The 21,273-nt window shown below is 37.7% G+C and carries 14 protein-coding genes and 1 tRNA gene; 3 read left to right on the plus strand and 12 right to left on the minus strand.

The genetic code is table 11. The features are described from left to right. Positions 1 to 64: 64 nt before the first annotated feature. Both Dongsha4_RS18230 and Dongsha4_RS18235 read right to left on the minus strand, forming a co-directional pair. Complete coding sequence (locus tag Dongsha4_RS18230; protein WP_330203690.1) at positions 65 to 1,051, minus strand: GGDEF domain-containing response regulator; 987 nt, start codon at positions 1,049 to 1,051, stop codon at positions 65 to 67. A 10-nt stretch (positions 1,052 to 1,061) separates the two neighbouring features. Beyond that, positions 1,062 to 2,258 carry a response regulator gene (locus Dongsha4_RS18235; protein WP_330203691.1) on the minus strand — a complete coding sequence of 399 codons (1,197 nt, stop codon included), beginning with the start codon at positions 2,256 to 2,258 and terminating at the stop codon, positions 1,062 to 1,064. A 129-nt stretch (positions 2,259 to 2,387) separates the two neighbouring features. On the opposite strand from Dongsha4_RS18235, the gene Dongsha4_RS18240 reads away from it, so the two are divergent. Both Dongsha4_RS18240 and Dongsha4_RS18245 read left to right on the plus strand, forming a co-directional pair. Then, entirely contained in the window at positions 2,388 to 3,557 is a 1,170-nt protein-coding gene (locus Dongsha4_RS18240; protein ID WP_330203692.1) for a homocysteine biosynthesis protein, read from the plus strand. A 448-nt stretch (positions 3,558 to 4,005) separates the two neighbouring features. Then, entirely contained in the window at positions 4,006 to 5,058 is a 1,053-nt protein-coding gene (locus tag Dongsha4_RS18245) for a Fe(3+) ABC transporter substrate-binding protein (protein ID WP_330203693.1), read from the plus strand. 115 nt (positions 5,059 to 5,173) lie between these two features. Here the strand turns inward: Dongsha4_RS18245 and Dongsha4_RS18250 are convergent, their stop codons facing one another. The 7 genes from Dongsha4_RS18250 to Dongsha4_RS18280 form a co-directional block, all read right to left on the minus strand. Further along, the gene (locus tag Dongsha4_RS18250) at positions 5,174 to 5,851 is read right to left on the minus strand and encodes a GDSL-type esterase/lipase family protein (RefSeq protein WP_330203694.1); all 678 of its coding nucleotides are present in this window, start codon (positions 5,849 to 5,851) and stop codon (positions 5,174 to 5,176) included. A 98-nt stretch (positions 5,852 to 5,949) separates the two neighbouring features. Further along, the gene (locus Dongsha4_RS18255; RefSeq protein WP_330203695.1) at positions 5,950 to 8,382 is read right to left on the minus strand and encodes a SpoIIE family protein phosphatase; all 2,433 of its coding nucleotides are present in this window, start codon (positions 8,380 to 8,382) and stop codon (positions 5,950 to 5,952) included. A gap of 189 nt (positions 8,383 to 8,571) precedes the next feature. Then, entirely contained in the window at positions 8,572 to 9,798 is a 1,227-nt protein-coding gene (locus Dongsha4_RS18260) for an LL-diaminopimelate aminotransferase (protein ID WP_330203696.1), read from the minus strand. Between the two features lie 99 nt (positions 9,799 to 9,897). Next, the gene (locus Dongsha4_RS18265; protein WP_330203697.1) at positions 9,898 to 10,656 is read right to left on the minus strand and encodes a class I SAM-dependent methyltransferase; all 759 of its coding nucleotides are present in this window, start codon (positions 10,654 to 10,656) and stop codon (positions 9,898 to 9,900) included. A gap of 253 nt (positions 10,657 to 10,909) precedes the next feature. After that, positions 10,910 to 16,606, minus strand: a complete 5,697-nt coding sequence (locus Dongsha4_RS18270; RefSeq protein WP_330203698.1) for a DUF4347 domain-containing protein — start codon at positions 16,604 to 16,606, stop codon at positions 10,910 to 10,912. Between the two features lie 84 nt (positions 16,607 to 16,690). After that, complete coding sequence (locus Dongsha4_RS18275; RefSeq protein WP_330203699.1) at positions 16,691 to 17,071, minus strand: hypothetical protein; 381 nt, start codon at positions 17,069 to 17,071, stop codon at positions 16,691 to 16,693. 452 nt (positions 17,072 to 17,523) lie between these two features. Next, entirely contained in the window at positions 17,524 to 18,402 is an 879-nt protein-coding gene (locus tag Dongsha4_RS18280) for an acyl-CoA desaturase (RefSeq protein WP_330203700.1), read from the minus strand. A gap of 430 nt (positions 18,403 to 18,832) precedes the next feature. On the opposite strand from Dongsha4_RS18280, the gene acpP reads away from it, so the two are divergent. Beyond that, positions 18,833 to 19,066: an acyl carrier protein gene (acpP, locus tag Dongsha4_RS18285; RefSeq protein WP_330203701.1), complete on the plus strand. Its 234-nt coding sequence runs from the start codon at positions 18,833 to 18,835 to the stop codon at positions 19,064 to 19,066. A gap of 214 nt (positions 19,067 to 19,280) precedes the next feature. On the opposite strand, the gene Dongsha4_RS18290 is transcribed toward acpP, so the two are convergent. The 3 genes from Dongsha4_RS18290 to arsS form a co-directional block, all read right to left on the minus strand. Next, positions 19,281 to 19,353 (minus strand) — tRNA-Ala (locus tag Dongsha4_RS18290). 14 nt (positions 19,354 to 19,367) lie between these two features. Then, entirely contained in the window at positions 19,368 to 20,075 is a 708-nt protein-coding gene (locus Dongsha4_RS18295; RefSeq protein WP_330205470.1) for an HAD family phosphatase, read from the minus strand. A gap of 122 nt (positions 20,076 to 20,197) precedes the next feature. Continuing rightward, positions 20,198 to 21,187: an arsenosugar biosynthesis radical SAM (seleno)protein ArsS gene (gene arsS, locus Dongsha4_RS18300; protein WP_330203702.1), complete on the minus strand. Its 990-nt coding sequence runs from the start codon at positions 21,185 to 21,187 to the stop codon at positions 20,198 to 20,200. Positions 21,188 to 21,273: the final 86 nt, after the last annotated feature.

Consider the following 21,273-nt stretch of genomic DNA (forward strand, 5'->3'; position numbering starts at 1 on the left):
GAAAACTGCTGTAAGTATGATAGAAGTCATCTATTTGTGAGAAATAATTTTTACTTCAATGGAGTTATCCTAAAAGAACATTAACTTGGTTTCGTCCCTTTGTTTTTGACTGATATAAGGCTTTGTCTGCATTTTTTAATAAATCATCAGGGTTATTTTTTTGATCGGGAATGGTACAACTTGCCCCGACACTTAGGGTTACATATTCAGATGTATTCGAGGTTTCGTGAGGAATTTTTGCTCCTAAAACTTGATTACAAACGGATTTTCCTAAATGTAATGCCCCTTGCCAAGAAGAGTAGGGTAGAATAATGGCAAATTCTTCTCCGCCATAACGGGCTAGTAAGTCTGTTTTTCTTTTTGTACTAAGTGATAATACTTGAGCAACACAACGCAAACATTCATCTCCTTTTTGATGACCATAGGTATCGTTATAGAGTTTAAAGTGATCTATATCACAAATTATGAGAGAAAGGGGTTTTTGTTCTCTTTTCATTTGTTGCCATTGTTGAGATAAATATTGATTGAAATGACGACGATTAGAAACTTTTGTTAGATCATCAATGATTGCTAATTCTTCTAATTTTTTATTGGCTTGGCGTAGGGATGTCTCTGCTTTTTTCCTTTTTTCTATTTCTTTTTGAAGGGAAAGATTTTGATTAATTAGTTGTTTTTTTTGTTCTTGAATTGTCAACTGATTTTTGGTTCTAATTAAAACTTCTTCGGGGTAAAATGGTTTTGTAATGTAGTCTGACCCACCTAAGTTAAAAGCTCTAATCTTGTCATCTGAACGATCGCACCCACTAAGAAAAATAATTGGAATTTCTTTGGTTATAGAATTAGACTTGATAATTTCACAAACTTGATAACCATTAATCCCCGGCATATTTATATCTAAAAGAATCAAATCTGGTTTTTTTTTGGCGATTTCTTCTAGGGCATGAGAGCCATTAATAGCTTGACGAATATGATAACCTTGAGTGGCAAAAATTTTTTTTAATAACTGAATATTATTGACAATATCATCAACTATCAAAATATCATAATTCATATTTTTACCATTAATTTTCGAGGAGAGATAAATGTTTATTGACGATGACTAATACTTCTTCTGGATTAATTGGTTTAGCCATGAAATCGGAAGCACCAATTATTTTACTTCTCACCCTTTCAATCATGCCGTCATTAGAGGTTAAAACTATAATGGGAGTATTACGAAAGAAAGATAATTTCCGTAAACTGGCACAAATTTCATAACCATTCGTATCAGGCATTACTAAGTCTAAGAAGATCATATCTGGTTTTGAGGCTAAAATTTTGGCGATCGCCTTTAAGGGTTCTGTAATACCCAAAAATCTATATCCTGCTTTTTTGAGAATAATATTCATGGTTTCGCAAATTAAAGGACTATCATCGATACAAGCAATTAATGGTGTTCTTGTTTCCGCTTCTTGGACTTCTGTAACTGGGGAAATTGGTGCTGGTAAATCAGCCACAGAGACTAAATCAATATAGCCTTGTTGGATATAAGGTAGTAAAGAACTACTAAACTGAGGTAAATCTCGTTTAAATTGTACCGCTAAATCCCTTAGAGTGTTCCTGCCATTAAATAGTTTTTGAAAAATCTCATAGGTTTTTGGTGATGTTTTTGCCTGTAATTGTTTTGCAGAACGTATTATAGGAGCTTTATTGGGACTGCGATCGCCCAATCTGAGGTTAACCCATTGTTGCCATTGTTGCCATGCGGGTACGATAACTTGACTAGCATCAAGGAGAAAAATTTGCTCCTCAAGGGGAATATGTACCTTACTATTAAGGAAAAAACTTATTTCAATGGTTTGATTGAGATCAAAAAAAATCTCGATCAGGATATTATTCACCATTTTAATAACGCCATCCCGACTAACTTTGCCCTCTAAAAGCCAATGGCGCACCAACTCATATTCCCAACAAAACTTAACTTTTTCCGAAGATATAGACTTAATTTCCTGCTCTAAAAAGACTTGATCTGAAGCCACTTCTGGAAGAAAAGCCGCTAAATTACGACGCCAACGCCTGACGGAGTGATTTCCTCCTGTAGCACAAATTAATCTACCCATATAAAGATAAAATCGCCATTGTTCTTTTCCCGGATGTACCAACTGTAATTCACCACTAAACTGATGTTTTTTTAGAACATTAAACAGATAACTTTGTTTTGATGCCACAAAACCTTTAATGGGAATACTACTATGATTTTCTTGGTTTGGCGTTTCCATTAGCGGTATGTCAAATCTATTCGAGCTTTTATTATGTTGATCTTAGTATAATATTTCAATGAGGAATTAGTAATTATCATCTAAAATCACAGACCTAAAACCCGACAGCAAAAACTCTACACCTAAACAATGCGTACTATTAACGAAATTAACGAAAAAATACTACAGAAAAAAGCAAAGGTTTGCACCATCGAAGAATTAAAGGCGAAAGTCAAGAAAATAGGTATAAAGAAAACTTATGAAAAAGTCGATGTTATCTGTACTGGTACTTTTGAACCGATGGAATCTTCGGGGGCAATTTTAAATCTTGGTCATACAGATCCCCCTATGAAAATACGTCATTGTTGGTTAGATGGTGTTCCTGCCTATGCTGGTTTTGGGGCAGTGGATCTTTATTTAGGGGCAACGGCTTTGCCTGATGTGAATGATGCGGAAAATACCGTTATTCCTGAAAAGGGAGGGGCTCATGTGATTGAAAGCCTCATTGCTGGAAATTCTGTTTCTGTTAAAGCCATCGGACAGGTTACTGATTGTTATCCCCGTGCTTCTTTTGATGCAACCATTAATATTAACTCCATAAATCAGTTTTATTTATATAATCCTCGCAATTTGTATCAAAATTTTATTGTGGGGGTGAATGGAGGCGATCGCATCTTATATACTTATTTAGGACCTTTGTTGCCTCGTTTAGGTAATGCGGTTTATTCTAATATCGGGGCTTTGTCACCACTTTTAAATGATCCCTACTTAGAAGCGATCGGTATTGGTACAAAAATATTTTTAGGGGGTGCAGAAGGTATGATAACGTGGGAAGGGACTCAACATTTTCCCTTACAGAAAAGAAGCCCTAATGGCACTCCTATCGGGCCTGCTTCCACTTTGGCATTAGTGGGAGATGCAAAAAAAATGGATCGCAAATGGGTAAGAGGTTGCTACTTTAAAAACTATGGAGCATCCTTAATGTTAGGAGTTGGAATCCCTTTTCCTGTGTTGAATGAAAAAATCATTGAAAATTGTGCAGTAGAAGATAAAGATATTTATGCTCCCGTGATGGACTTTTCTATTCCTCGCCGAGTTCGTCCTAGCTTTGGTTTAGTCAATTATGCCCAACTTAAACAGGGTAAAATCAAAATTGAAGGACAAATAGTTAAAGTAGCTTCAGTTGCTAGTCTTTATCTTTCTCGTCAGGTAGCAGAAACCTTAAAGCAGTGGATTTTAGATGGTAAATTTACTTTGGCTGAAGCAGTTTCCCCCTTACCCTCATCGACAAGTTTTATTTCTCAGGATGGCGTTTCCTGACTTCTTTTTGATAAAGAGACGATCAAACTGTAACGAAAATATGTATTAATTTCATCTCAATTTAAGAATATCTGATAAAGGTAGGTTTCTGGTTTTTTTCAATAATAAGGAAATCAACAAAGACAAAACTTTTAGAGAAAAGAGAGAGAAAATAAAAATGATTAAAGATTTGATAGATAATTAAAACCCGGTCGCATCTCAAACTCCTTTACAAAAAGATGATCGTATTTAATTTGCTATAAAACTAAATGATTTTGAAGAGATCTTCTGCTCGGTTGACTCGTGCTGATGACACTCATAGATGAAAATTTATTCTGAACTCAGGTTGAGTTAGTTGCGTCAACAGAAATTTAATATTAAAAACTTAGTGCCATTAATTTGCAATACTGTTAAAATAGATTTTCAGTTAGCAAAAAATTTAAAGTATAAAAATATACAAAAGTAGAAAATGAGTAAAATTACCAGAAGAGTTTTTTTAGGCACAAGTGCCACTATTGGAGCGATAGCACTAGGTGAATTAACTGGAATTAAAAGTTCCTCTGCTCAAGCAAAACAAATTAACCTTTATTCTTCTCGTCACTACAACACAGACAAAAGACTCTACACTGATTTTGAAAAACAAACAGGTATTAAAGTTAACTTAGTAGAGGGAAAAGCAGAACAACTCTTAGAAAGAATTAGAAGTGAGGGCAGAAACTCCAAAGCCGATATATTCTTGACTGCTGATGCGGGTAATTTATGGCAGGCACAACAAGCAGGGGTTTTTAGTCCTGTATCTTCTTCGGTTTTAACTCAAAAAATACCTTCTTATTTTCGAGATCCTAATAATAATTGGTTTGGTTTTAGTAAGCGTATTAGGGTAATTATGTACAACAAGAGCAAAGTTAATCCTAGTCAGTTATCTACTTATGAGGATTTAGCTAATTCTAAATGGCGTAAAAAAATTGCTATTCGCTCCTCTAGTAATATTTATAATCAATCTTTAGTTGCTTGGTTAATTGCTATTAATGGGCAACAAAAAACGGAAGAGTGGTGTCGAGGAATTGTAGCTAATATGGCTCGTCCCCCCCAAGGAGGCGATCGCGATCAGATTGAAGCAGTGGCGGCAGGAATTGCAGATTTAGCAGTAGCCAATACTTACTATTTAGCGGCTTATGGAGCATCCAACGATCCCCAGAAAAAAGCTATTTTCAATAAAGTAGGGGTTTTCTTCCCAAATCAAAAAGGTAGAGGTGCCCATGCCAATATCAGTGGTGGTGGGGTACTTAAAAACGCCCCTAACAGAGCTGGTGCTGTAAGATTCTTAGAATATTTAGTTAGTCCTAGCGCCCAAAGATTTTTCGCTCAAGGAAATAATGAATATCCTGTTGTTGAAGGCATTGCGTTAGATCCTGTATTGGCTAGTTTTGGCAGTTTCAAGTCTGATGTTACCAGTGTGGCTAAATATGGTCCTAATTTGGCTAATGCGGTGAAAATTATGGATCGTGCAGGATGGAAATAGTCAATAAATCGATTTAATTACTTCCGTTGTTAAGCAAGAATATCGAATTTAGATAGCTTTTAGGTTGTAGGGGTTGAAATATGTTCAACCCTCAATATTTCATGTGCATGAAGACTCAGGAAAAAATTGGTTGCCATTGTTGTATTTCTTGGTAAAGAGTTTCATAGCCCTTAACATTTGGATGTAAACCATCGGGTAACATTTGAGATTTACGCCAGTTTTCTCCTCGACTCATCCATAAATCGAAGGTATCAAGGTAGGGTATATTTCTTAGTTGACAGGCTTGTTTCGTTATTTCTTTATAGTGATATTGGTCTCTAAGATTGAAGTAAAAACAGTCGAGAAAGGGCATTTTGTCCTCATCTACGGGAATCATGCCGACAAACATGACAGGGGCTAATTCTTGGGCTTGATCTAACAAGCTATTTATCTGTTCACTAAACTGCTCATAACTGGTTTGGTTTCGTCCTTGATTGTGTCCTAAACGGGGAGTATCGTTCACTCCGACAGATATAATTATTAGATCGGGATATTTATTTCTGATTTCTCCTCGGTAGCTAAATTCTAGGCTTAATCTTTTTTTCACTTGAGAAGTGCGATCGCCTCTTATACCCAAGTTATATAATACATGATCTTGAGGACTATTCATCCAGTGACGACGCAATCTTTCTACCCAACCTCCCCCTTCTTTATCCCCATAACCATATACCAAACTATCTCCAATAGCAATAATGCGCAATGGTTGTGAAGACAGTGCCTCATTATTCAGAGTCAAGTTATCCAGTGTTTGCATTTTGTCAATTAGTATTATGAAATATTAATTAGGTTTTAAGTGATAATTTTCTCCTTTTTTGCTACTCCTGACTTCTGTTTTCTCCATTCTCAATTTGTTTACCGTTGTTTTAATAGTAATAGAGTAAGGTCATCTTCGATTTTTTGCAAACCAATAAACCTTTTTACATCATCAATAATAATATCTCTTATTTGCTCACAATTTAAACTCCAATTTTCACTCACAACCTGACATAGACGCTCAATACCATATTGATTTTTATTAACATCCCTTGCTTCAGTGATACCATCAGTATAAAGCACTATACCATCTCCCTTATCTAAAGTAATTTTGTGATAATTTATAAACTCTTTTATATCCTCATCAATACCGATAGGTAAACCTAAATCAATCGTATCTATTAACTCTATTTCTCCATGATTTCTCACAATAATTATTTCCTCATGTTGTCCAGTGATACAAACTTCTCCCTGACAATAATTAATAATAGCTAATGATAAATTTTTTTCTGATTTCATCCTGCGAACATTAAAAAAAATCGCTCTATTTAATATGTCTAAAAAGTCAATAGGGTTAGTATCTCCTAAATGTTTTAAAGTGCATATTGCCGCCTGAGTCATTACCATTAAAATGCCACTTTCTAAACCATGACCAGTTACATCCCCTATGCCAATAGTTATACTATTATCATCTGCTAAAATATCGTAATAATCTCCTCCTAATTCGTCAGTGGGTTCACTATAACCAGCAATATCTAAGCAATGTATTTTTTCTAATTCTTCTTTTTTTGGTAGAATTAATTGTTGCATTTGATGGAGTAATTTTAGTTTGCCTGTTAGTTGCAAATTTTCTGAGCATAATCGTTGATTTAATAAGGTAATTTCTTCATTAGCTTGGGCAAGTTCGTGAGTTCTAATTTGTACTATTTGCTCTAAGTTTTTTTCTAATTTTTTCCTTTCTGTAATTTCAGTTTGAATAGACAAGTATTGTAGGATGTTTCCCTTTTCATCAGTCAACGGAACTATAGTTGTATCTACCCAGTAAAAACGATTATTTTTAGTTTTATTTTTTATTTCTCCTCTCCAAACTTTTCCTTGAGAAATAGTTGCCCATAATTGATGATAAAACTCTTGACTATGACAACCTGATTTTAATTTAGTAGTTTTTGCTCCTATTAATTCTTCGTAAGAATAACCCGATATTTCAACTAATTTATCATTACTATAAATAATAATTCCTTCTGGGTCTGTTATAGTAACAATAGCAGATTGATCTATGGCGTACTTTAGATTAGAAACATCTTGTAGAGATTTATTGAGGTTATTGAAAATAGACTCTAACATCTCACTCATATGGTTAAAATATTGTGCTAAAGAGTCTAATTCTTGTATTCCTTGAGAGGGAATTTTTTGATTAAATTTGCCTTGGGATATTTTTTGAGAAGCATTTTTTAGGTTAATAATTGGTTGAATAATTACTTTGGAAGTGATTAAACCGCTTATGGTTGCAATGATGATAGCTAAGATAGATAAACTTAAACTAACACGGGTATTTGCTCTAATAAATCCTGTGAAATCTGATTCAGGAATAACTAAAACAATAAGCCAATCAATACCTTCTTTATTACTAAACGGAATGACATCTATTAATGTTTTTTCTTGATTAATCGCTATATCTACAACTAAACTATTTTCTAATGATTTAGAGAATAAATTTTTTCTCTTTAAATATTCTGCTATATTGCGAATATAAGGATTATTATTAGTAGTGGCAGGGGTAAATAAAAATCTTTCTTCTTCTTCTAATGTGCCTTGAGAAAATTTAATAGAGTCTGCAATTAGTCTTCCTTTTCTATCAAGAATAAAAGCCGCCCCTGTTTTACCTACTTCTAATTGATTTAAAAATAAACTTAGCTCTCCCAAACGAATATTATTGGTTAAAACACCGACAAATTCTTGGTCTGAATTATATATAACCCGACTACTGGCAATAACTAATTGATTGCTTAATTTGGTTTGATAAATATTCTGCCAACCACTTGGATTATTATTAACTGTTTCTTGATACCATGAACTTTCACGAGGGTCAAAATTACTATTCTCTTCGACATTGATAGTTTTTAAAATATCTCCTCTAGCATTAATCAAATATGTAGATAATTGATTCGATCGCTCCTCTTTTTGTTCTAAAATAGTTAGGTGAAAGTCTCCTGATGGTTGCCGAGAAACTTCTACATAACTGCCATCTTGACGAGCAAATCCGATAATATTAGCGGTGTTATTCCAACGATATTGATAAACAAAAAACCGTCCTAATTCTTGTAAATCATTAATTAATGAAGGATTAAAAATAATATTATTATTATTTACTTGATTGAGGTGATTTCCTTCTTCTAAATACCCATTTATATTACTCTCAATACGTAATATGATTTCTTGTTGCAGATTATGGGTTATTTCTTGCAGGGCTTTTTGAGAACTACGATAAGATAAATAGCTAACTACTCCTAAAACGATCAGTATTTGACACACAAAAGGAAACACAAGCAGCGATCGCAGATTGGTTCGACAATTAAGCTGATTGAATAACCTAAGCATAGTAAGGAATTTTTAGTTAGGAGTTAATTAGGTAAAGGGGAATAATTTGAGTTCGGAGTTCGGAGTTCGGAGTTAAGATTAAAAAAAACTTCCCCCCAACACCCCAATACCCTAACTATTATATTATTTACTGTTAATTCTTCTCATGGCTTCGATGACGTTTTCACGACTGTTGAAAGCACTAAGACGGAAATAACCCTCCCCTGCGGCGCCAAAACCAGATCCCGGAGTGCCAACTACATTATCATTATGTAAGAGTTTGTCGAAAAAGTCCCAACTAGATAAACCATCGGGGGTTTTTACCCATACATAAGGTGCATTAACACCACCATAAACGGTTAAACCAGCTTTAGTGAGTTCTTCTCGGATAATTTTAGCATTTTCGAGGTAAAAGTTGACTAATTCTTTAATTTGTGCTTTTCCTTCGGGAGAATATACTGCTTCTGCTCCTCTTTGTACGATATAAGATACACCGTTAAATTTTGTGGATTGGCGACGATTCCAGAGTTTCCATAACTCTACTTCACTGCCATCATTCGCTTTTCCTTTAAGGGTTTTGGGTACGACGGTTAAAGCGCAACGAGTTCCTGTAAATCCTGCATTTTTGGAAAAAGAGCGAAATTCGATCGCACATTCTTTTGCCCCTTCGATTTCATAAATAGAATGAGGTAAAGTAGGATCGGTAATAAAGGCTTCATAAGCGGCATCGAATAAAATAATAGAATCGTTTGCCTTGGCATAGTCCACCCATTTTTGTAAATACTCTTTGGTAGCTGTTGCACCAGTGGGATTGTTAGGGAAACAAAGATAGATTAAATCTACTGCCTCGTTGGGTAATTCGGCGGTAAAATCATTTTCAGCACTAATGGGGAGGTAAACTAAGCCTTGATATTCTCCTCTCTCGTTGGCTTCTCCTGTATGACCTGCCATGACATTTGTATCAACGTAAACGGGATATACGGGGTCTGTAACGGCAATTTTGTTATCTTTGCCAAAAATGTCTAAGATGTTGCCTGTATCGCACTTAGAACCGTCAGAGATAAAGATTTCATCGGGGGATATATCACACCCTCTAGCTTGAAAATCATTAGTTGCGATCGCCTCTCTTAACCATAGGTATCCTTGTTCAGGTCCATAACCTTTGAAATTAGCGCGATCGCCCATATCTTCCACCGCTTTCACCATCGCACTACGACAGGCTTGGGGTAAAGGTTCAGTAACGTCACCAATGCCCAGTTTAATAATTTTAGCGTCGGGATTTGCCTGTGCAAAAGCGTTAACCCGTCTAGCAATTTCAGGAAAAAGATAACCAGCTTTTAACTTTAAATAATTATCGTTAATTCGTGCCATTATTAATAAATGTAAAGATTAATCATCCCAGTTTATCATTAATTAGGTTCTGCTGAAATAGTTGGATTAATTATATATAATCAATACTTTGCTAAGTTACTATGGTAAATGTAACTTTTTAGCAATATATACACCATAGCTATAATAATTTTTATATTTCTTGTATAATTCTATCTCCTGATTTTCAGCTTCAACTATTGCTCTTGCCTCTTCACTATTACCATTTCGCACAAGAAAATCTTGAAAGTTACTCTGTATAGGTTGATAGTAATTATCTAACCAGCAATGCTCTGGTAAAGTAAAGTAACCAATGGGAGAATAACCGTTTTTCTCTAATATCTTAATCTTGGAAGATGACACATCTATTTCTGGATATTCTTTTTCCCAATATTGCTCAATTTCTGAAGGGCGAGAATTACTAATCCAAGTAATTTCTGAAACTACTAATAGCCCACCTACTTTTAAATAACGATTCCAGTCTATTACTCCTTTTTCAAAGCCCATATTATATATTGCACCCTCTGACCAAATAACGTCATATTCTTCGTCTTCAAAGGGTAAATTTTCCATGGAACAACAAAGAGTACTTATTTTTTCTGCTAATCCAGAATTTTTTGCCCTAGTGTTAAGTATGTCGAGAAAGTCTTGAAGAAAATCCACCGCCGTTATTTGAGCATCTAAAAGATTCGCCAATAATAGAGTAGAAGCTCCTGTGCCACAGCCTATATCGGCAATCTTCAAAGGTTGGGATTTATCTAGCATTCCTAAATCAAGTGCTTTTTTTGATTCGGCATCACCTCCGGGACCTTGTCTATGGGCATTTTTATGAAGATCTATTAAAAGTTGATAATTTTCCATTTTTTCTTTTTATCCCTCTTTTGTCAAACTCCGTAAACAATTGCAATTTATAGATTCTGGAACTATTGTATATCAATTGATCGATAGAATATTTAATACTATAACATCAATCAAAACTTTAAAATTAGTAAATTTTACTCTGTAACATACTTTAATCCTTCGTTACCAAGGGGTTTGAAAATATTTAATAATAGTTAAAATCGGAAACTGACAAAAGAGGGATATATTCTTCATATTTGTTATTAGAAATCACCTAAGAAAAGTTGGGATTATTAAAAGCAATAATGGCATCAAGAGAGCTAGAGAAAGACGATGAGCCACCATTGATGGCAAGATAAGTATTAGAATCACCTGTAACGGTGAAGAAAATATAGTCGTTTACTCCTACTCTTTGGCTTCTGAATAAACTCGTCATTGCAGTGGTTGTTAATGCAGAGATTGCCACAGGAGAATTGCCATCATTCCAAGTAATAGTTCTTATCCCACGAGGTAGAGATAAAGTATCAGTGGCATTGGCGAAGTCGGTGATGGTATCAATACCATAAGTCAAACTAGACTCGTTTAAATTGTTATAAATAAAAGTATCATTTCCATTACCCCCAGTGAGGGTATCTGCACCCAAACCACCAGTGAGGGTATCATTTCCGTCACCACCGATTAGGGTATCGTTGCCACTACCACCGTTAAGGTTGTCATTACCTGCATCACCAGTGAGGCTATCATTACCACTGCCACCAGTAAGGGTGTCATCATCATCACCACCTTCAAGAGAATCATTGCCAATACCACCAATCAGGATGTCATCACCAATGCCACCAGTAAGAGAATCATCGCCTCTGTCACCATCTATGGAGTCATTACCTCCGCCACCGATTAGGGTGTTATCACCACTTTGTCCGAGAAGAGTGTCATCACCGTCACCGCCACTAACAGTACCTGTATAGAAGTATCTCGTTCCGATGGTTCTGTCAAAGCTACCATTTGAGCCGTCATCAATGCGAATAGTGCTACTGAGACTAGCTAAATTTATTAATAACTTACCTGTACTCAAGTTTGATGCGTCAATGTCATTGGGAGCGGTGCGATCGCCCATCACGTTATTTCTAGTACCAGTTAAGGTATAGTTATTTCCCTTCGAGTCAACACTAATAAGGTTATTCATAATATTGATGATTGTGGCATTTGGATCGAGGGGGGGTTGATCATCGTCGTTAATAGTTCCTACGCCTTGATTGTCGGCGATTGTCGCATTTATTGCACCGCTTAAGTTGACAAAAAAGGTTTCATTTACTTCATCTAAGACATCTTCTGTCGTGCTAACCGTCACCATTTTAGTGGTATCTCCACGTGCAAAAGATAGTGTTCCTACCTTAGAAGTGTAGTCATTACTTGCTGTGGCTGTATTGTCTGCCGTTGCGTAGTTGACACTTACAACTTGTCCACTTGGAGCGGAAAGAGTGACGGTAAAAGTCGCAATGTCCCCTTCATTGACGGTGACATCGTTGATGGAGATTGTGGGTGCAGGATCATCGTCGGTAATGGTAAGGGTTTGCTGCTGTGTTCCGTTTTCCGTACCGTTGGTCACGCCAGTAATATCAACTATAACAGTTTCATTTACTTCATCTAAAAGATCATCATTCCCTGTAACGGTGATGTTTCCCGTTGTTGAACCCACCGGAATCACGATTTGCGTTCCACTAGCCGTATAATCTGTTCCACCTCCCGTTGCCGTTCCCGTGAAACCTAAGTTGACAGTTACGGGGTCGATCGCTACATTTGATAGCGTCACCGTCACCGTAGCGACACCACCGTTTTCTGCCAATGGAGAGCCACTTGATGACAGAGTAACAGTCGGAACTGTACTGATGGTAATCGGTAATGCACTCGAAGGTACGCTAATATTTCCAGCAACGTCAGTCGCAGTGGCGGTAATATTATGGTTCCCTACGGTAAGGGAAGAACTGGCTGTTATCGTCCAGTTCCCAGAACCGTCAGCGTTTGTCGTGCCAATATTCCCGTCAACACTACTAAATAGAGTAACCGTACTATTCGCTTCAGCAGTTCCAGTAAAAGTAGGAGTTGTATCATTGGTAATGTTGTCAGTATTAGACGCTCCTGTGTCGGAACTAGCTAATAAATCTGGGGTGCTTGGGGACGCAGGGGCAGTCGTGTCAACCGTCACAGACACAGGGCTAGATGCGTCAGAGGAATTGTTATTTGTATCGGTTTGAATAGCTTTGACTGAGTAAGTACCATCAACGAGGTTACTACTGGTAGTGATACTCCAACTTCCGTTAGTAACGATACCACTTCCTATGGTTTCATCATTATCAACAACATCGTTATTATTAGCGTCAGCAAATAGCGTGACGGTTGCCCCGTTTTCGCCAGTACCGCTAAAGGAAGGCGTGTTATCTGAGGTGATATTATCTGTGTTAGAACTCCCCGTATCAGAGGCCGCTAATAAATCTGGGGTGCTGGGAGCGGCAGGACCAATAACCGCTGGAACAACAGTTAAAACTATGTCATTCCCATCAGTTCCTCCAGCATAGGTAATCTTCATCCCCAAGTTACCGACATTAAAGGTTGAACCTTCGAGCTTGCCAGCAAAAGTACCAGAAATTAAGTTCCCCGGTGCATTATCAACAATGGTAAAGGTGTCATTAAGGCTAGGTGTAAATCCACTAGCTAATGTGATATCGAGATTGCCTGCTAGAGTGATGTCAAATCCATCAACATCCTCAAAAACGACATTGATCAGAGTATCGGTAACTTGAGCAGAGGTTAGGATAAGATCATTTCCATCAAATGAAGCGATGACTTTATCAGCGCCTAAAGCACCACCATTATCAGCTTCACTAATCGCTGTATTAATTACCGTTAGCAAATCTGCTTCAGAGGGATTAACTGGGATACTGCCAATAGTTGCGGTGTAGTCCGTGTCGTTGTATTTAAAGAAAAGCGTATCTCCTTGGCTAACCGCACCTTGCACATCAGTTAAGGTGACAAAAGAACTCCGACCAGCGTAGGCGGCTATGTTTGAGGACGCAGAGATGTTGAAAGAGCCATCGTTATCGGTAAACTGTCCTCCGAGCAAGGTATCTGTCGCGGCATCGCCATTGGTATCATCCACTTGTAAAACTATATCCCGTCCAATGGAGTGGACGATAATCTTACCCCCACCTAGTAAGTCTCCGTTAGAGTCTTCTGCGGCATCAATATCATTCTGCAATACCAATATGGTGTCATCGTTATCATTTATAAGATTATTAGATATAGTTGCCGTATATTCCGTTCCGTTGTAGGTAAAAGTAAGGGTATCCCCTGCACTGATGGCGAACTCAATACCTAAAAAACTGGTATAGGCACCTTGAACGGGAATTGCTTTGGTTACATTTCCCAAAAATTTGTCACCAGTGACCTGAAGTGCCTCAAAGCTATTGGACAAATCAATGTTTAATGTTCCGTTACTATCAACGGACAAAGTTCCAGTACGTCCAGTTGCTGATAAATTACCTTCACTGATGTTGAGTTCACCTGCGATCTCCAAATCTGTAATGTTAAGAATACCTGCCCCCATTTTTTTGAGGCTACCTTTACCTGTACCATCGGTTAAACCAGATTCATCGGTAATCGAGCCTGAAGCACTAGTGGTTGCCGAAAGAGTCCGTGTCGCATTCTCGCCAACATTTAGGTTCAGCGTATTATTACCTTGAATATATAAGAATTCTCCTGCCGCTTCTCCATCCCCAGCATCGTCCGTGCCACCAAGACCCCCTGTAACACTACCATTAGTCCCCAAATCACGGGTAGCAGATGCACTATCATCAATGGTAAGCGTTCCATTTTCCCGGACAAAAATCGCACCGCCTAATCCAGCACCACCACCACCGCCACCGCCTTTTAAAGATTGGGCTAACACATTCCCCCCGCCAGCGCCATCACCGCCGCCGAGACCGCCTTCGCCCCCTGTAGTGGGATTAGCAGTCCATTCACCTCCCTGACGGTAAACACCACCGCCACCGCCACCACCGCCATAGCCGCCCATGCCACCGTCGCCACCCTGACCACTGCTAAATTTACCGTCGGCGTTGCCACCGCCGCCACCGCCGCCGCCAAAACCACCATCACCACCATCACCACCGCCTTTGATGCGATTAGACCAAGAATTACCATCAGGTCCGCTAAACCCTTGACCATCATCGGTCCCGCCGCCACCGCCTCCAAAGTCACCACCAGGATTACCTGTCTGGCCAGTGACAAAAGTTCCAGCAACAGGGTCATTTAAACCCGCAAATGGGGTACTAACACCTCCATTATCTCCGCCTCCCGTTCCGCCACCAAAGGCAACCACAAGTCCAATAAAATCTCCATTGGCATCCCGAACAGGATCACCGTTGACATCAATGAGGCGGCGATCGCCATTGATGTCAATTCCCATACTATCTATGAAAATATCCGTGCCATTCTGGGAAACTTTAACTAACGGACGAGTAGTATTTGCCGACACACCATAGTCAGGACGCAAAGCGATTTGCAGTTGAATTGTAGTTAACTGCCCGTCAAGAATCAGAAAACCACTGGCATCAACTTCAATGGGCTGGTGATCTGTACTTACTAAAAAAGGAACAGTTACTTCAGTATTATTAACTGTAATTGTGGTGGTTGACTGACCACCACCTGCGGCTCCCGACTGCAGCAAGTCAGTACCTACATCTAATGTAGCTGTCTGACCATCATCAGTACCCAGCAACCCGCCGCCGCCACCACCATGATCCTCACCGTCTACATTATCATCCCCGTTAGCACCGTCACCGCCCATGCCACCACCACCACCGCCTCCGACACTGCCGCTGGCTCCTGCACCACCATCACCTCCGATTGCGGAATAGTCTGCAAAAGTGACATCTTTGAGGGTTAAATCCCCGTTATGGTTGACGAAGATTGCGCCGCCGCCTCCCATTCCGCCACCACCGCCATTTTTACCACCATCACCTCCCTTGGCAGTACCCCCCGTTAACTGAAGGCCTTCGAGGGTAACTTGAGAACGCTGAGTTCCCTCAAGTGCCCCCACAAAAAAGAGACGAGTGGCACTAGTCCCATCAATAATGACATCAGGGCTACCATCGTCGTTGAGATCGCCATCAATAGTTACATTTTTATCGAGAAGCAGATGCCCTAGATCTGCATCAAGAGTAATGGTTGTTGCACCTGTGAAAATCGACTCATCAAAGGTGATAGTCCCATTGTCAGCAATTTCTTGGATCGCATCGCGCAGTGATATGCTTCCATCGAGAACATTTCCATCAGTGACATCAATATTGGTGTTAACTACCAGAGATGTGGGTGTCCCATTCAACAAACGAGAATAATTCCTTAGGCTTAAAGCCTCTGTCTCAATCAAACCAGTGGACTCTTCGAGTTGCCAATCAGCAGTCACATTCTCAGCAACCAAGGATGTTGCCTTACCGGCATTACCAGTCAAATTATTCGATGCAGCAACATCAGTCCCCGTTAGTTCTGCAAAACGTTGAATAAAGGCTTGATCAGCTTCCGCAGCAACGTTACAGCCATAAAGTAAAATATCGCCATTTTCCGCAAAAGATTCTCCCCATTGGGCAAGAATTTGAGCATGGGAATCCAATGAGGATTCTGACAGTACTTTGTTTCCCAACTGAATTTCTCCCACAGAACCATGAGAGAATAAATGCAACGCTTCTAAACCTTTGTATTTTGCCAAAATAGCACTAATTTGAGTCAAACTATCAACTTGGGCATCTAAGACATAAATCTCTGTAGTGTTATCAAGCTCGTCAATAATTACTTGAGGATCGACAATCTGACTATCGATGATAACCAAAGATTTCTCCGTTCTTAAAGACCTTTCTACTGTGGTTATAAAATCAACATCAAAAGTAGAAGTTATTTTCAAGTTGGATAAGTCTGACATAATCAATATTTATAGTTGAGTCTTTATATTTGTTTACAATAGCAATAGTTATTTTGTAAGTTGTGGGAATTCTAGCACATGAAGCTAGTTATCGCCTAAAATTTCAATCTGAAAATCTGTCTTCGGACGGTAAACCCCGGGCAACTGTAGCTTATAGCTGACTAAGCTAACACCTTCCGCCGTTTGACGTTTCCAGTAAACCACTTCGGACTGAGAATGCAACGCTCGTGTAACTTTGACTTGATGTCTAAGAACGTTACTCGACAGGGCTCGGTTTGCCATGACAATGACGCAGGGCCCCGCTAAACATTCTTCGTAGGTAAGTAAGCGGCTATTTTCAATCCAGATTTGAGCAACTTCGTGGGATGTTAAAGCCCAAGCCTGATAGCCAACAATTTGCTCCTCAAGAACACTGAAAAAATAATGATTGCGTAAAATTTGCCCTTTAAGCGTGTCCACCCACATCCCGAAAGGATAGTTAGAAAAAGGCGGCTCTTGAGACAAAAACAGCGAAGCAGCACCCAATGCTTGCATCGGGTTACGATGCCGAATTAATCTAATCTTCTGATTTAGACTTGATTTTTTCACCTTAATATACCCATCCAGTTTATCCACAAAAGAATTATTCGATTAATATTTAAGCTAGTGGTAAGTTTTTCTTGGGTGACTGACTCCCATTCTTGCGAACATACCCAAAATATCCAGTAAAACTGGACAAGATGTAACAAATTTTAATAAACATCTCCAAAGTAATATATATAGAAATAAAAAATTCCTATAATCTTATTAATTTTTGCATACCTTACGATACTATTTATTATGCTATTTGTGGTTTTGACTCAGCGAGGACAATTTTTACCTTAGCAAGTAATTGAGACGATTTGCTCACCTTTTACAACTCCATTAGATAGGCTTGTCTAGGTTGGTTGCTTAACATTGTAAACCCAACCCAACTTTTCCATTAGCCAAATTGCAGCATAGCCACTATCAAGTTGCCAAGGTTTTATTCCAAACTTAGCAGAGTATTGGAAGGCATGATGATTATTATGCCAGCCTTCACCAAAAGCGGGGATCGCCAACCAAAAGTTGTTTCGGCTATTGTCTCCAGTATTATAATCTTGATTACCGAAAGTGTGACAAACGGAGTTAATACTCCAAATGATTTGATTACCAATAAAGATACGGACAAAGCCTCCCCAAAGAACACCATTGATGAAACCTAAGTATGAGCCTTCTATTAAACCGACGAAAAGACCTGGCAGAAGTAATCCTAGAAGCATCCAGAGAGGGTAAGTACGGTTAATCACTTTTAAGGTTGGGTTTCGGAGTAAGTCTTTGGCATAGACTGAAGGAATGGGGACGTCGTGACAGACAACCCAATTGAAATGACCATGCCAGAAACTGCGCAACTGACTCCATCGATTGGCAACATTTGATGTTGGGGAATGGGGATCTCCAGACTTATCACTTAGTTCGTGGTGTCTGCGATGAATACATACCCAATAAATTAATGAACTTTGTCCTGCCATCGAACCAGCAACTGCCATGAGCACCTGCAACCAAGGTTTTGCATCAAAGGCTCGATGGGTAAAATGGCGGTGAAAGCCGACGGAGATACCTAATCCGCCAGTCAAAATCCACATTCCTAACCATACGCCTAATTCTAATCCTGAAATTGGATAAATAATTGTTAAACAGAATGCGGTGATAGTTGCTAAACAGGGAATGACAGTCCAGAAAATAAAATGACTATATTGTGGACTAGTGACACGGTGCGCGGGAATTACTTTTTGCATCTTTAACATCCTCTTATCTTGTTTTTTCTGAAATTAAGGGGCTAAACGTCCCTTGTCAAATATTCTTTACTGACAGCGATGAATTCGTCACTGAAGAGTAGCTAATCAATTACATAATAAGCATTTTACCCATTTTGGGTGTACTTGGTGGTCAAGTGTGGGAATAATGTACGAGTTCCAAATTTTATATCGCTCGGATTAAGAAGTGTTAAACCTGGGTATTATTTACTTCGCTTATCATTAGCTTATACACCATTTGCTGTACTTTCCTAAACTGAATGACATTAACTGTATAATATGAATTAGTCATAAATTTGACAATATAAAATAAATTTTTGCAAAACATTCACTTTAAACTTGCAAAATACTGAGTTCGGATCAACTCCAAATAACAGCTTTCGTTTTACCTTTAATGGTTATATTTATTCTTATGAATCAAGAAATATTTGATAAAGTAAAAAAAATAGTAGTAGAAAGATTAGCCGTTAATCCTAGTGAAGTAACCCCTAATACAAATTTTGCTAATGACTTAGGAGCAGATTCTCTTAATATCGTGGAATTAGTTATGGCTTTAGAAGAACAATTTGGTGTCGAATTTACAGAGGAAGCCGCCGAAACCATTGACACTGTGGGGAAAGCTGTCGAATACATCGAAAGTCAATAGAGTATGGGCTTACATGACTAGGTCTTTGAGTTTAATTTAAAATGCTTAGCCTAATCATCGATTTTAGTGAAAAGATTTTGGTGTTTAGTCGTTCTCAAGTTATTCTTGATTGCTACTGAAACCCTATCTCAGCATTTTGAACCAAATACGGTTCTTATACTCATTACTCCCTCTAACTAGTTATTTTTCAACTAGGTAAAAGGTCTGATTTAACTGGAGCATAGGGGATTCGAACCCCTGACCTCTGCGGTGCGATCGCAGCACTCTACCAACTGAGCTAATGCCCCGAATCAACCTTTTATTATAACGTAAAACTGGCATTCATAGTATCATTGATCCAATCTAAATCTAATTGCATCAGATTATCTACGCACCAATTAGCTTGTCGTTGTAACAGATGTAAGGGATAGGTGTTTGCCACTCCTGCCACTGCCATACCAGCTTTTTTTCCAGCTTCGATTCCTGCAGGGGTATCTTCAATGACCAAACATTCTGATGGTTTTAATTCTAGGGAGGGATTTTGTTGATTGAGTTTTTCCAAGGCGAGTAAGTAACCATCTCCAGAAGGCTTACTGGTTTTGATGTCATCCCCTGCCACAATTACGGAGAAGTATTGACGAATATTCATTCTTTCTAATATATATTCTGTTTCTGTGCGTAATGCCCCTGTAACTATTCCGAGAGATAAATGACGAGATTGTAATGATAAAATAAATTCAGTGATGCGATCGCAACTTGGTAATTTCTCCATTTCTTCAAGAATTTGCCGATAATCTTCAGCTTTTTTTTGAATCAGTTTTTCTAAATATTCTTCACTGATAACTCTACCTCTCGCTTCTAATATATCTCTAATACAGGTGCGATCGCTTCTTCCTAGGCAAAATTTCTGATATTGATTACCCGATGGCGGTAAATTTTCCCTCAACAATAACCCATCAATTAATCTTTGGTGAATTACCTCATCATTGATAATAACCCCATTAAAATCAAACAGAATCGCTTTCAACACCATACAATAACCCCTTAAAACATCGATTAATAAAACCTAAACACTTACATCACTACAATTAATTATAATAACCTGAGTTCATGATAAATTTTTCTGATTATGGTCAAAAAAAGGGTGCTCGTTTATAATAAAGCACCTCCACAACTAGAACCACTCCCTGCGGTACAACCATAACAATAATCTTCTGTTCTGATTTGAGAAATTAGATCTAAACTATTGCTATCTAAAATATCATCTAAAGTTAGTTTTTTTCCTAGATGATTGACAGCATTAAGACTGCTCATTTGATTAAAATCACAATCATAAATATTTCCTAAATAGTCAATAGATAATTGATTTCTACACATTAAAAAAGGTAAAGTAGCACTATTAAAATTAGCTTCTAAAAATCTTAAATAATCCTGTGTTAAATTAAATTTATCTAAGTAAAATTTAGTTCTTCCAATGGGTAAATTGGTAATAGTGAATAAATTATTGAACTTAATTTGAAAATTATCTTTTAAATATTTTTTATAATCTTGTTCTAAATTATCTTGTCTAGGAGTTAAATTAAATTTTTTTTCCTGCGGTAAAATAGGATTATAAACTAAGTCTAAAATTAAGTTAGGATCATAACCATAACCTAACTGATTTAGCTTTTGTAAGGCTAATACCGACTGATTATAAACTCCATTACCTCTTTGCTTATCAACATTATCCTCTAAATAACAAGGTAAAGATGCAACAACTCTTAATTGATTGTTAGTAAAATATTCAGGTAAATACTCATAATTATTTTCAAAAAATATGGTTAAATTAGTTCTTACTATTACTTCTTTATTTAACTTTCTCGCTACTTTCACTATCTCGGCAAAGCCATAATTCATTTCTGGAGCTCCTCCCGTTAAATCAACTGTTTTTATTTGGGGGAAAAGTTCGATAATTTTTAATATTTTTTGACAGGCTATTTCATTTAATTCCTCTGTCCTTTTTGGTGATGCTTCTACATGACAATGAGTACAACTAAGATTACACTTTCTACCTAAATTAATTTGTAAAACACTAATTTTCTCTTTTGGTAAATTATGGTTAATTCGTTCGGAAAAATTCAAGATATGATTAGGAAAACTCATTATTGCTTTTGACAATTGATATTATTTCTCCATTTTTAACTATTATTTTAAGTTATAACAACTCATGATTGATTATGAAGGCAAAA

The organism is Cyanobacterium sp. Dongsha4, from assembly GCF_036345015.1.
In the GTDB taxonomy this organism is placed as follows: Bacteria; Cyanobacteriota; Cyanobacteriia; order Cyanobacteriales; family Cyanobacteriaceae; genus PCC-10605.

What these genes read in the sequence shown, in the direction of transcription:
- Dongsha4_RS18265 (WP_330203697.1), bottom strand. Translation starts at nt 10,656, where the DNA reads ATGGAAAATTATCAACTTTTAATAGATCTTCATAAAAATGCCCATAGA.
- Dongsha4_RS18240 (WP_330203692.1), top strand. Translation starts at nt 2,388, where the DNA reads ATGCGTACTATTAACGAAATTAACGAAAAAATACTACAGAAAAAAGCA.
- acpP (WP_330203701.1), top strand. Translation starts at nt 18,833, where the DNA reads ATGAATCAAGAAATATTTGATAAAGTAAAAAAAATAGTAGTAGAAAGA.
- Dongsha4_RS18245 (WP_330203693.1), top strand. Translation starts at nt 4,006, where the DNA reads ATGAGTAAAATTACCAGAAGAGTTTTTTTAGGCACAAGTGCCACTATT.
- Dongsha4_RS18275 (WP_330203699.1), bottom strand. Translation starts at nt 17,071, where the DNA reads ATGTGGGTGGACACGCTTAAAGGGCAAATTTTACGCAATCATTATTTT.
- Dongsha4_RS18260 (WP_330203696.1), bottom strand. Translation starts at nt 9,798, where the DNA reads ATGGCACGAATTAACGATAATTATTTAAAGTTAAAAGCTGGTTATCTT.
- Dongsha4_RS18230 (WP_330203690.1), bottom strand. Translation starts at nt 1,051, where the DNA reads ATGAATTATGATATTTTGATAGTTGATGATATTGTCAATAATATTCAG.
- Dongsha4_RS18235 (WP_330203691.1), bottom strand. Translation starts at nt 2,258, where the DNA reads ATGGAAACGCCAAACCAAGAAAATCATAGTAGTATTCCCATTAAAGGT.
- arsS (WP_330203702.1), bottom strand. Translation starts at nt 21,187, where the DNA reads ATGAGTTTTCCTAATCATATCTTGAATTTTTCCGAACGAATTAACCAT.
- Dongsha4_RS18270 (WP_330203698.1), bottom strand. Translation starts at nt 16,606, where the DNA reads ATGTCAGACTTATCCAACTTGAAAATAACTTCTACTTTTGATGTTGAT.
- Dongsha4_RS18250 (WP_330203694.1), bottom strand. Translation starts at nt 5,851, where the DNA reads ATGCAAACACTGGATAACTTGACTCTGAATAATGAGGCACTGTCTTCA.
- Dongsha4_RS18280 (WP_330203700.1), bottom strand. Translation starts at nt 18,402, where the DNA reads ATGCAAAAAGTAATTCCCGCGCACCGTGTCACTAGTCCACAATATAGT.